This window comes from Brevibacillus sp. AY1, from assembly GCF_029870785.1.
GTDB lineage: Bacteria > Bacillota > Bacilli > Brevibacillales > Brevibacillaceae > Brevibacillus > Brevibacillus invocatus.
This window is the reverse complement of sequence record NZ_JAFLPN010000012.1, coordinates 55387-67249: the sequence shown is the minus strand read 5'-3', so window position 1 is coordinate 67249 and position 11863 is coordinate 55387. Positions and strand designations below refer to the sequence as shown.

Genomic DNA, 11863 nt, shown 5'->3' with positions numbered 1-11863 from the left:
GTGTCGAACCGAGATGAGTTTTCTAGTTTTTTCGACCTACTTTTACATACTTCCTCCAGCCCATTACCTCACCATGTTATGTAGGGCATACCTGATTGATGTCATCGAATCAACATGTCATACTGATGCTGGAGGTGAAGCTCAATGAATACCAGTCCTGATATTGCCGCAGTTGCCAGCTTGATTGGCGACTCTTCACGGATCGCCATGCTGCTTGGTCTCTTGGGAGGAAAATCATTGCCCGCAAGTGAACTGGCACGCGCTGCCCGCATCACGCCCCAAACCGCCAGCTCCCACCTGTCCAAGCTGGTAGAGGGCGGCCTGCTCGTTCACGAATCCTACGGACGGCATCGCTACTATCGTTTGGCAAATGCGGACGTTGCCCATGCCCTCGAAGCATTAAACGCGATTGCACTGCCAAAACCAGTCCGCTCCTTGCGTGAGTCCGAACAGGTAAAAGCGATTCGTTTTGCCCGTACCTGTTACGATCACCTCGCTGGCGAGGTCGGCGTGGCTTTGACCGATCGCCTGCTTGCCATGGGGTTGCTGGAGGAATCCGGACAGGATTACGTATTGAACGAAGAAGGCAAGAAAAAACTGTGCAGCCTGGGCGTGGAGCTCGAACCCCGCAGCAAAAGCCGCCGCAGCTACGCCAGACCATGCCTGGATTGGAGCGAGCGCCGTCATCATCTGGCTGGCAGTCTAGGAGCAGCCCTGACCCAACGGTTGTTTGAGCTGGGCTGGGTCGAGCGCTATGCCGATCATCGTGGAGTACGGATCACGGAAGCCGGGGTGAAAGGATTTTTCGATGGATTCGGACTGACTATCAAGCACCCTCACGCTTCGTCTCGGCAGGCTGGCGGCTGAGTGCTTTCTTTTTGGCAAACGTCCAGTTCACAAGAAAGATTCCCGCAAAAATGAAAAGTCCCCCGACATACACATGCCATTGGATTCTCTCATCCAGCAACAACCACCCGGACAGGACGCCAAAAAACGGTGCCAAAAATAGAAAAGCGCTCGTTCTTCCCGGGTCTCCCTTTTGCAGCAGATAAAACCAGGTGGCGAATTGCACGATCGACGCCATTACGGCGAGCCAGCCTACGATCAGCAGCGATTCAGGAGTGATGACCATGTAGGGGGTTTCCAGTGTGACTCCCATGAGGATGAGCAGTGCGCCCCCGAAAAGCATTTGATAAGCCGTCATCACCCAGACATTGAATGCCACTCCCCACTTTTTCACCAAAATGGTGGCAATCGACCAAGCCACGGCTGAGCCAATGCCAAACAAGGTCCCCGTTTCCCATTGCAAATGAAAACCGAGTGTGATGAAAACGCCGACCATGCCGATCACGACACCCAGCCATTGGGCAAATCGGTACTTCATTCCGAGAAAGAGGGTGCCCCAGATCACCACCAAAAGCGGATTCATGAAGGTCAGGATCGAGGATTCGCCCGCCGTAATCGTACGCAGGCTCAGAAAAATACATCCCATTACGCTGGCGGTCTGGAAAAAGCCGATCACCAGTACCTTGCCCCAATCACGAATGGATGAAGGAAGAGGCTTCCTCCACGTCATCAACGCCATCAGGATGCCCGCAAGCGTAAAGCGCAAGCCCACTAAAAGCAGCGGGGAGAAGTAGGTCAATCCGATTTTTCCAACGGCAAACGACGACCCCATCAGGGAAGTCGTAATCACAACGAGACTCGCAAACAAGATTGGATGCAACGTATAGCTCCCCCATTTCCTTCTTTTACCTGTTGTTGAGATCAGTGTACCTGAAGAAAACTTCGATAGGGAGCGAATCGTATGAGAAAAGGAAGTCTATTGGTAATAAATAAAGGGCATGTCAATCCAGCCTCAGTGGTGGGCAGGAAACAGGAGAAAACGCTCCAGCTTCTTGGGCTACCAGCACAGGAGATTCACTGCCCGACTCCGTAAAAAAAAACGAAACCGCGTCCAAAGCAGCCGTCTCCAAGAAGTCTCTCAGGGGTGGACGCTTAAAGGCATGTTTCGTTTTTTTCACTCCGTCTCGGTAGGTAACCCAAAGATCTTCGCTTCTTTCTCCTGTTTCCTGTGGACAGCTTTGTTTAATCGCCATCTATTTCATGATCATGTAAATGTTTAATCATTGAAGCCAGTTATACATCCGAACGAGAAACCATTATTTTGCTTGGACAAAGAACCCAAGCAGGTGTGAGAAAAAAGAAGAAAAGGCGAAAGTCTTTGGGAGTCCGTCCGAAGCGGAGTGAAAAAAGAGAAACCTGCCTTTAGCGTCCACCCATGCCATACATCTTGAACCGGCTGCTTTGGACGCGGGTTTCCCTTTTTTCACGGAGCTGGCAGGGATGACCCCCAGCGGGAATCCCAAGAACTTGGAGCGTTTTCTACTTTTTTCTCGCCTCCACCAAAGCAAGGTCGATTCCCCAAAGAAATAGAGCGTTTATCCGATAAATCGCATGATCTCGCTGATCATCGGATGGAGTACGGAGATGTGCCCTTCTCTCTCCATTTTTCGAAATGAGACGTGAAAGTGATCTCCCTGGTACGGCAGCATTCTCGTGTACAATTCCTCTGCATCCGCAACCATGTCCACTCTCTCTTCCTCCCCGATGGTGATAAGTAATGCAGCATGCAGTTCTCCCTTTTGCAAACGCTGTTCGACTGCCGGCCATTTTTGGAGCAGGCTATGCCCTTTCCACCAGATGGAGGGACTTCCTACTATGTAGGTCTGAAAGGCTTCCGGGCGCGTAAAGAGCACGTACAGGGCGAAGTAGCCTCCGAGCGAGTGCCCAAACAGGCCCTGCCTTTTTTGATCGATCGAGCAAAATCTCTCTACTGTAGGCTTCAGATCCTCCTCGATGAAGGCGATGAATTCCTCGATACCGCCCGTTTTCGGCCATGCCGAGTGGTCGCGGCGCTCTGGCAATTCAGACGCGTCAGCCTCCTCGGTATAATCGTAGAAGCGCGCATCCGTCACCATCGGCACATCCGCGTCATAGCCAATCCCCACGATCACCTGCGGCTCGATCCCATGCGGCTTTCGACCTTGCAGACGCATCGCTTCCGCCATCGAGCCAAATACGGCATTTCCATCCAGCACGTACAGCACAGGATATCCATTTGCAGGAGGCGGATCTGGAGGGACAGAAATAGAGATCCGATATTCGCGTCCTGAGCGTTTGGCCCGCATGCTGTGATGATAGGTGTTCGGTATTTCGAAGCCGCTCGTGATGCGACTGTACGGAACCATTGCTTCCTCCTCATGCTGGCCATTGCTCGACTTCTCTACTTTCCCGAACAACCATTGCAGGGCCTGCGGAAACTGCTGCGCCATAAACAGCAAATCATGGGTTCCGCCCTCGGTCAGCGAAAATCGCTGCTGCTGCTCTGGAAACCCTTTTTCCAGCCAGAGTGCATACACTTCCTTCGTACTTGCCACCATGTTCTTCTGAATGTTTGTCTTGTAGATCCCTTCACAATCACCGACGGACATGTAAATCCGCTGAGCACTGGATGGTGCGGGCTGTTCACGAAGAAAAGACATGACCCCTTCATACCAGAATGAGGTAGACAAAAGCCCAAGTCTGCCGAAGACCTCCGGACGCCAATAGCCAGCAAACAGGGAAATGAGTCCACCAAATGAACCTCCCATAATCGCTGTATGCGCCGCTTCAGGCAGGGTACGATACTGGCTGTCGATAGCAGGCTTGATCACGTCAGCCAACTCATAGACATACTCCCGACCTCTCCCGTCAAACGTCGGCATCCCTGGGGCCAATGATTCTGCTGGCCAAGGCGTATATTCGTGATTGCGCTCATGCGAAGAAATCCCTACCAGGATGATTTCCTTCAGCTGGCCCGTCGCAACCAGATGATCGAGATAATTGTAGCAGCTCGAAAACAAATCACCGTCATCCTGTACATAAGCCACTGGATAGTGTTGATCAGATGTCAGATAGGATTGCGGAAGAAACACGATCAGCTCTCTGCCTGATACCTGGACACTGTGGATACGCTTCATTATTTCTCCTATCTGCCGCCCACGGCTGGTCGGCTAGCGCTTCATTTTCAACAGTAAAAAAACAAAGTATGGGACACCAATGATGGAGATGACAATTCCTGCAGCAAGCTCGGCGGGCGCGAAGATCGTCTTGCCGACATAATCCCCCCATACCACCATCGCTGCTCCGATCAGCCCACTGACAGGCAGGATATTGGTGTGATTGAGCCCGACCAGCCTTCTTGCCATATGCGGGGCGATCAAGCCAACAAAGCCGATGCTGCCGGACACAGCCACGCTGGCGGCTACGAGCCCGATGCTGCATAAAAGCAAGATATGCTTGTCTCTTTCCACCTTCACACCCAGGCTGATAGCGCTATCCTCTCCCAGCTGGATCAAATCCAGGCTTCGTGACTTCCACCAGAGAATCGGCGGCAAGATGATCAGCCACGGAAGCATAGTCAGCACATATTTCCAATTGGCGTTGTAAATGCTCCCGGCTAGCCACACCGCTGCCATCTCGAAGTCGTTTGGATTCATTTTCAAGGATACATAAAGAGTCGCTGCTCCGAACCCGGAAGCAATCGCGATACCGACCAGGATCAATCTTTGCGGGTCCAGTCTGCCATTTTGCTGGGAAAACAGGTAGATCAGCAATACAGCCATGAAGCCGCCGACCAGCCCAAACATCGGCATTATCATGACAGCCATCCAGCCTTTGATCTGCATGCTTCCTTGGAAAAAGAACATGAACAAGACAACTGCCAAACCAGCGCCTGCATTGATGCCCAATATGCCGGGATCAGCCAGTCCATTGCGCGTCACTCCCTGAATGACGGTGCCTGCCATACCAAGCGCCGCTCCTACCAAAGCACTCAAGACGATACGAGGCAGCCGAAAGTCGAATACGACGAGATCATGCTCTTTTACAGGATCGATGCGCAGCAGCGTCTTCACCATCTCGGCAAAGGTCAAATCAAACATTCCACTAGTCAAGCTCAGATAGGCGCCTCCTGCCAGTACGGCGAGGATGACAGCCGATACCGACCATCCTCTGGACGCTAAAGGATCAGGCATGCTTGCCCCCTCCTCTCGTCTTGATCAGATAGAGGAAAAACGGGACACCAAACATCGCCGTTACCACACCGATCGGAGTCTCAAACGGATAGTTGATAAAACGGGCCAGAATGTCGCAAAAGGCAAGAAACAGTCCCCCGAGCACACCCGAGACGGGAATGATGCGCTGGTAGTCCTCACCGCAGAAAAACCGGGCGATGTGCGGCACGATCAGGCCAATGAAGGCAATCTTGCCCGCAAGCGCTACCGAAACACCAGTCAAGATGACGACGGTCAGTAGGATCAAGACGCGCACCAGCGCAGTTCGTTGACCAAGACCTGCCGCCACATCGTCTCCGAGCGACATCACGGTGACCGATCTCGATAAAAGAAGCGCCAATCCCAAGCCTGCGATCGCAAATGGTATCGACAGCTTGATCAATGTCGGGTCCATCGCATGCAGCTTGGCGTTGTACCAGAAGCTGACTCCTTGCGACAGTTGAAAATAACTAGCTGCCGCAGCGGAAAGCCCACTCAGAAAAGTGCCGATGATGGTGCCGAGTATCGCCAGCCTCACGGGTATTAACCCGCCTGGGATCAACCAGCCGAGACCGAATACAATAGCTGCCCCGATCGCAGAACCGATCATTGAGACGACGATGAGGCTGATGGAATTCGAACTGGGCAAGAAGATCATGGCAAGCGTCACGAGAAAGATCGAGCCGTCTGAAACACCCATGATCGACGGGGAAGCGAGATAATTGCGGGTCATACCCTGCATCAATGCTCCGGATATCGCCAGAAAAGCCCCGATGAGCAATGCCCCGACTGCTCTGGGCAATCGAGATACCATCACAATTTGATGATCTACATTCTCCGCATCAAAGGAAAAGAAGGCTTGCCATACCGTCTCCTGAGAAATACTCTTGGAACCGTACATGACTGATAAAAAAAGGAGACAAACAGCTGCTACCGGCGCCATCAGCAAGATGACAGCCGGCAGGATACGTTGGAATCGCATACATGCAACACGCCTTATCGATATCTATTCTGCGAAGAAGTGTCCGCTACTTGGACAATTGCTCCACAGCAGCCTTCAGGAACGCCACCTTGCTGTAGGCCGTTCCGCCCTGTGCCAACGGATCGACAATATTGAAGTACGCATGGCCATTCTTAAATGCGTTGGTACTCTTGAGTATCGGGTTGTTCTGCAGCTCCTCCATCGCTTTCGGAGCTTCTGCATTTTCTTCAACTGAAAATTGGAAGAACACGTAGTCCGGGTTCATTTCCGCAAACTTCTCGATTGGCAGCATCTCTTGCGCTTTGGCTGCCTGGACTTCGGCCGGAACCTGTAGTCCAATTTCCTGATAAAGAATCGGATTGAAAAATACGGTCTCCGGATAAATATTCATTTCTCCTGCACGCACGCGAATCACAACAACTTTTTTGTCTTTCAGCTTGTCAGCCAGCTTCACTTTGGCTTCTTCCAGATCCGTTTTATACTTCGCAATGACGTCCTCAGCCTCTTTTTTCTTGCCGCTCAATTCTCCGAGCAGCAGGAGGTTGGACTCCCAATTAGTGGATACGTGAGAGTACAGAATCGTCGGAGCAATCGATTCTAACTTTTCGGATACTTCAGGCTTGAACTTCGTGGTACCCAAGATAACATCCGGCTTTAGCCCCAGAATGGCCTCGAAGTTAGGCTCTGTTTTTTCGCCAATCGATACGGCATTTTTTGTAATGGACTCGAACATGGGTGGGAATTTACCAGCGAAGGAAATCGCCCCGACTGGATTCACTCCCAGTACGATCGCATCCTCCATCGCTTCCACAGCACCTGCGATGACGATTCGCTCCGTCGCAGCAGGTAATGTATATTCCTTATCCAAATAAGTAATGGACTTCGATGCTGGCGATGCTTCACTCGTTTTTTGCTCAGTGGCATTGGCCACCGTCGCTTGTGTTGATCCGCTTTCTCCCGCTGGCTGGCTGCTCGTCGTTTGGCTATTACCACCTCCGCAAGCACTCAGCGTCAGTGTCAGTGTCAGTGCCAAGATAAAGGTCCTCTTCATCCTCGTTCAACTGCTCCTTTCCTATCTCCGCTACAAATGATAATGAGTCTCATTAGCGATTATAGTCCCTGCTCCCTTTCCCGACCATGTACAATATCCAGAATAATCATGGACAATTTCCATAGAAAATCTGCATCGCCTCATCGATCATCTGCTCCAAGGCGAGTGGCGAATATTCTCTCCATGGCTGGGAGGGGATCTGGTGAAGCTTGTTGTCGCGAACCATGCGCATCGTCAACCAGGCAGTTGATTGCTGCAATGCCTTCCATTCCTCCAAGGTCTCTGAATCCCGGCAGATCAGTAGCAGGACCGTATCTGCCTCTATTTGATCGATTTCCTCCAGACTGATCGGTATACTGTAATTCGGGTCTGGATGCTCATAAGCAGCCCTCACGCCCAATCCGTCATAGAGAACATCATGCATACCTCGATTGCTAAACAAGAAAAACTGGTTCCGCAATCGCTTGAGCGTCAACACACGCGGTCGATCTCCGACTGGGGAAAGCTTTTGCCTGCTGTGCTCCAACTTGCGTTCAAATCCCTCGATCCAGCGATGTGCTTCGGATCTCTCTCCCAAAACTTCTGCAAGAGCGAGCAAGCCCTCCTTCCATCCCCTCTCCTCATCCTGGAGCTCTACGATGGGTGCTATCGCAGTCAGCCTCTCCCTTTCCCACTGCTCCAAATCCTGGTGAGTAATAATCAGCTCGGGCTTGGACTGAGCAATCAGCTCCAGGTTCTGGCTCCGGTGATAGTTTTGCCGAACGGCGTTGAGGTGAAAGGGGATGTCACTCCCGTATTGCGTGTAATAGAGCTTGGACCACATCGGGTGCAAGGGAGCAGCATGTGGAATCACCTTCATGGCGAGCAGATAGCCCACGATTGCTGACCTGCCGTACACCGCCAGCCGCCTGCTGCGTTGCTTCATGTACTGGGAAGGAGACAATCCGAACGTTTGCTTGAATTTGCGGCTGAAATAGAAGGGGTCCGTGTAGCCGACCTCGCAGGCTATATCCTTCAAGAGGCGTTCGGAGTGAGTCATGAGGTGCTTGGCCTTATCCATTCTCAGCTTCGTCAAATGATCCAGTGCGCTTACCCCGTAGGTCTTCTTGAACAGATCGACATAGTATTTCGGGCTCAGCTCTGCCATAGCTGCCAGCTGGTTGATTGTAATCTCCTCGACAAATCGCTCTTCCATATACGCTTTGGAGCGTTCGAGGGCCTCTCGCGTATCAGTGGTCCGTTCGGACGTTGCCGCTGCTGCCGCGAAGAGGAGTTCATAGCAATCCAGGTGAGCGCGCCATACTTTCAGTCTGTCCCGGCTGTTGACATTGACCTGAATCGCACGGCACAGCTTTTCCAGTCGACCCGCAGGCGTGACAGGTATTCCCTTGCCCATCGGGATGGCCGAACTCATTCGCTCTGGACTAATGGCCTCCACCTGTCCGTCTCTCTCCTCATAGATGTCCAAACGAAGGATCATCGCAGACAGCTCGCCGCTCCCATCTCCGCTCCAGCCAAAGGTGCACTCAGGCGGGCAGAAATACGCATGATCCTTCTTCATCACCATGCTCTGATCGCCCAGCTCCAGTGTTCCACTGCCACCGAGCGGAACAATGACTGTGTAAGAGAGGCTGAGCTGCTGCTCCAGCTTCAGTCTGCTGGCCCCCTCAGAGATCCCCGCATCCCGCAGCCGTACGAAGCAGCTTCCGGGATCAAGCAAATTTTCTAGCCGGCGCCCATTCCGCCCTTGGTCGATTCGATCTATTTTCATCGCCCTTCTCCTCTTGATAACGATTATCATTCTCTTGTTTTTAGTATAGCAGGTAACGCTGGCAGAACAACAGGACAAATCGTCGTACTTGCCAGGATAGGAGAAAATAAAAGAAATGCTACATCCATGTGAGATACAAAAGAGAGGAGCCACAATCCGAGGGGATCATGGCTCCTTCATTCGAGACATCGCTGTATGCTGTTATACGTTAGTTATTACGGACTCTAACAATCAACGTATCGCCAGGGTTAAGCGTAATGCGAAGCGTTCTATTATTTCCATTTCCATTTCTATTTCTGTTGCCATTGCCGTTGCCATTTCCATGACGGATTCTTACACGGGATCTTCCTTTTCTCAAATGAACCCCCTCCTTTATCTCTTGATACTTTCACAGTATGCAAGAGCACGAGGGATGCTTGGACAACAGTTTGGTATACTTGCATCATTTTTTCGCCTTTTTCGCTAGGCCGACTCTCGCTCGATCGAAATCGGCTTCTCCCGTCTTGCGAGGCGCTCACCGTACAGAAAAATCATGACGCTGATCAGACAAACCAAGGCACTCAGTCCAAAGCCCCCGCTGTAATCGGAGATCCGCTGCCCAGCCCCGGCTCCATTCAGCATGCCCAGTCCCATCGCTGCTCCGAATACCATGCCGACATTGCGGATCATTCCAACCATTCCGCTAATACTCGCCGACTCGTGGGCAGGTACGTCCTTCATGATCAGACTCAGGTTGGGAGTAGCCGTGAGTCCCATACCCGCTCCGACCATGCCAATCATGATGGCAATGAATAGAACGGAAGTGTGCTCATAGAACAGTGCGAACAGCAGTGTGCCGATCCCCATCAATCCCAAGCCGATTATCGTCAAGCGCTTGGGGCCGTATCGATCCGATAGCCGGCCTGCAATCGGCCCTGCCAGCGCCAGCACCATCGGGTAGGCAATCATCAGATAACCAGCCAGAGCCGTTGGCATTTCCAGAAAACCAGTCAGGTAAAAGGGCGTCACTGCAAGTGTCGTGTTTGCTGCTGCATAAGAGGCGAAGGTCACCACCATGCCGCTCGCCACCATCGGATTTTTACAGGTATGCAGGGGTAAAAACGGAGTCTTTTGACGTCTTTCCCACAGCATCAGCATCAGCAGACTTGCGATACTCATGGCCAAAACCGCAGTGGTCGGTGCTGAGAGCCAGCCGTACTGGTTGCCGTTGGACATGCCGTAGATCAGGGAGCCGATCATCAGCATGAACAGCATAATGCTGACTAGTGGAAAATGTTCTTTGGTTTTCACGGTTTTTTCCTTTGGTATGGTCACATATGCCAATACCGTCGCCACAATCGAAACCGGTACATGAATTAAAAACAGCCAGCGCCAGCCCAACCATTCGGCTACCATCCCCCCGATGACTGGCCCCGACATCGCGCCCACCGCCACCGCCGTACTGACAGTCCCCAGCGCTCGTCCTATTCGATTTTTAGGAAAATGCACCGCGATCAAGGCGACATTGGTGGCCTGATACATCGCAGCACCGATCGCTTGTACCACGCGCAGCAGGAGTAAGACAGCAAAATCCGGTGACAGGGCTAGCAGGAACGAGCTGAGCAAAAAGGTGAGGTATCCCAGATTGTGAATGGTGCGAAGCCCGAACCGATCTCCCAGCTTGCCCATCAACGGCAGAAACGTGGCAATCACCAGCAGATAGCCGACCGTGACCCACTGGACGCTGCCCAGGCTCACTTGGAAAACATTCATCAGCTCTGGCAAGGCGACATTCATGACACCCGCCGTAAAATGAGAGACGAAAATCCCCAGCAGGACAGCAATCAGAACCAGCTTCTGCTTGCCTTGATCCATCGATTCAGCCGTTTCTCCTCTCAGCATCTGTTCGTACACCTCCACATCCCTACCAGCTGGCGCCATCTATAATTGAAAAATTCAATTTCTTGTTCGCATCAGTCAAGTTTCGATCATTTGTTTAGTTTAGATTTACTTGGAATGCAGTGTCAATCCAAAGAAGAGGGGATCTCTAGTAGATTCCCCACCTTTGATCCCCTCCCCCTCTATATTTAGAATGTAGGCAAGACTCTTCGTTTGATGAAGCTGATAACCGTAGACAGGTAATACTCGTATTCGTCCTTGATCACGCTGTGACTGCTGTTTTCAAAGATGACCAGCTCGCTGCCAGGAATCCGCTTTGCAATCTCCAGGGATTCATCGACGGCTGTAATCCAGTCATGGCGAGCTCCCATCACCAGGGTAGGCGCGTTGATGTTCTTCAACTGATCGCGCACATCAAAGTTTTGCAAAAAGCCGCCAAAGCCTTCATTCAATGCCTGGAACGAACGATTGGAACGCGCTTTTGCATCTCGGGATTGCTGCTTCTCGATTTCAGACGCCTGTGCATTGTGCGTGACCGCGTACAGAGGGGCCATGATTTCATAGAAACGGCTCAGTTGCTCCTGCGACTCAAATTTGCCTTCCCACAGGACCGCCGTAATCTCCTTCATTTCAGGTGTTCCTCTTTCCTCGACGATCTTCTTGGCCTTGTTCAAAAATTCGTAGCTGGGTGATGTCGTCAGCAGCAGCAAGCCCGCTACGTGTTCCGGATAGCGCAAGGCGTATTCCTGTGCCACCATCCCGCCGTAGGAGTGTCCATGCAGCACGATCTTCTCCAGCCCCAGATGGCGTCTCAGCGCATCGATATCCGCCACATTGTTTTCCAGCGAGTACGACTCCTGTGGTCCATGATCCGAATGTCCACTTCCGCGATTATCGATGTAGACGAGCTGCATATGCTCCGATAACGGGGTCAATCCCGGCTTGTATCCCGTGTGATCGCCACCTGGCCCGCCATGCAGGACGAAGCATACCGGCTTTTCCCGCAAAATAGGCCCATCTGGCACCCAGCCCATACCCTCGACATCAAAAAAAATGCGTGTTCCGTTGATAGATGCGTACATGCG

9 protein-coding genes are annotated in these 11863 nt (G+C 52.0%); 1 reads left to right on the top strand and 8 read right to left on the bottom strand.

Features of this window, described 5'->3' with window-relative positions:
• Positions 1-144 precede the first annotated feature (144 nt).
• Positions 145-867: an ArsR/SmtB family transcription factor gene (locus tag JZI27_RS12160; RefSeq protein ID WP_280207652.1), complete on the top strand. Its 723-nt coding sequence runs from the start codon at positions 145-147 to the stop codon at positions 865-867.
• Here JZI27_RS12160 and JZI27_RS12155 read toward each other — a convergent pair.
• The 8 genes from JZI27_RS12155 to JZI27_RS12120 all read right to left on the bottom strand — a co-directional run bounded on the left by JZI27_RS12155 (position 827) and on the right by JZI27_RS12120 (position 11860).
• Positions 827-1726 (bottom strand): DMT family transporter, encoded by a 900-nt coding sequence (locus JZI27_RS12155; RefSeq protein WP_280207651.1) that lies wholly within the window; start codon positions 1724-1726, stop codon positions 827-829. The genes JZI27_RS12160 and JZI27_RS12155 overlap by 41 nt on opposite strands.
• Positions 1727-2441: 715 nt before the next feature.
• Positions 2442-4022: an alpha/beta hydrolase gene (locus JZI27_RS12150; RefSeq protein ID WP_280207650.1), complete on the bottom strand. Its 1581-nt coding sequence runs from the start codon at positions 4020-4022 to the stop codon at positions 2442-2444.
• A 33-nt stretch (positions 4023-4055) separates the two neighbouring features.
• Entirely contained in the window at positions 4056-5078 is a 1023-nt protein-coding gene (locus JZI27_RS12145; protein WP_122909683.1) for a FecCD family ABC transporter permease, read from the bottom strand.
• A complete protein-coding gene (locus JZI27_RS12140; protein WP_122909684.1) occupies positions 5071-6078 on the bottom strand; it encodes a FecCD family ABC transporter permease in 1008 nt (335 codons plus the stop codon). Before JZI27_RS12140 ends, JZI27_RS12145 begins: the two co-directional genes overlap by 8 nt.
• A gap of 46 nt (positions 6079-6124) precedes the next feature.
• A complete protein-coding gene (locus JZI27_RS12135; protein ID WP_122909685.1) occupies positions 6125-7129 on the bottom strand; it encodes an ABC transporter substrate-binding protein in 1005 nt (334 codons plus the stop codon).
• Positions 7130-7235: 106 nt separating this feature from the next.
• Positions 7236-8900 (bottom strand): ABC transporter substrate-binding protein, encoded by a 1665-nt coding sequence (locus tag JZI27_RS12130; protein WP_183185103.1) that lies wholly within the window; start codon positions 8898-8900, stop codon positions 7236-7238.
• 462 nt (positions 8901-9362) lie between these two features.
• A complete protein-coding gene (locus JZI27_RS12125) occupies positions 9363-10781 on the bottom strand; it encodes an MFS transporter (protein ID WP_280207649.1) in 1419 nt (472 codons plus the stop codon).
• A gap of 185 nt (positions 10782-10966) precedes the next feature.
• Entirely contained in the window at positions 10967-11860 is an 894-nt protein-coding gene (locus tag JZI27_RS12120) for an alpha/beta fold hydrolase (RefSeq protein ID WP_122909689.1), read from the bottom strand.
• Positions 11861-11863 lie beyond the last annotated feature (3 nt).

Excerpts from the sequence above, each read along its gene's own strand:
- JZI27_RS12125 (WP_280207649.1), bottom strand. The coding sequence starts at position 10,781 with ATGCTGAGAGGAGAAACGGCTGAATCGATGGATCAAGGCAAGCAGAAG.
- JZI27_RS12140 (WP_122909684.1), bottom strand. The coding sequence starts at position 6,078 with ATGCGATTCCAACGTATCCTGCCGGCTGTCATCTTGCTGATGGCGCCG.
- JZI27_RS12135 (WP_122909685.1), bottom strand. The coding sequence starts at position 7,129 with ATGAAGAGGACCTTTATCTTGGCACTGACACTGACACTGACGCTGAGT.
- JZI27_RS12120 (WP_122909689.1), bottom strand. The coding sequence starts at position 11,860 with ATGTACGCATCTATCAACGGAACACGCATTTTTTTTGATGTCGAGGGT.
- JZI27_RS12130 (WP_183185103.1), bottom strand. The coding sequence starts at position 8,900 with ATGAAAATAGATCGAATCGACCAAGGGCGGAATGGGCGCCGGCTAGAA.
- JZI27_RS12160 (WP_280207652.1), top strand. The coding sequence starts at position 145 with ATGAATACCAGTCCTGATATTGCCGCAGTTGCCAGCTTGATTGGCGAC.
- JZI27_RS12150 (WP_280207650.1), bottom strand. The coding sequence starts at position 4,022 with ATGAAGCGTATCCACAGTGTCCAGGTATCAGGCAGAGAGCTGATCGTG.
- JZI27_RS12145 (WP_122909683.1), bottom strand. The coding sequence starts at position 5,078 with ATGCCTGATCCTTTAGCGTCCAGAGGATGGTCGGTATCGGCTGTCATC.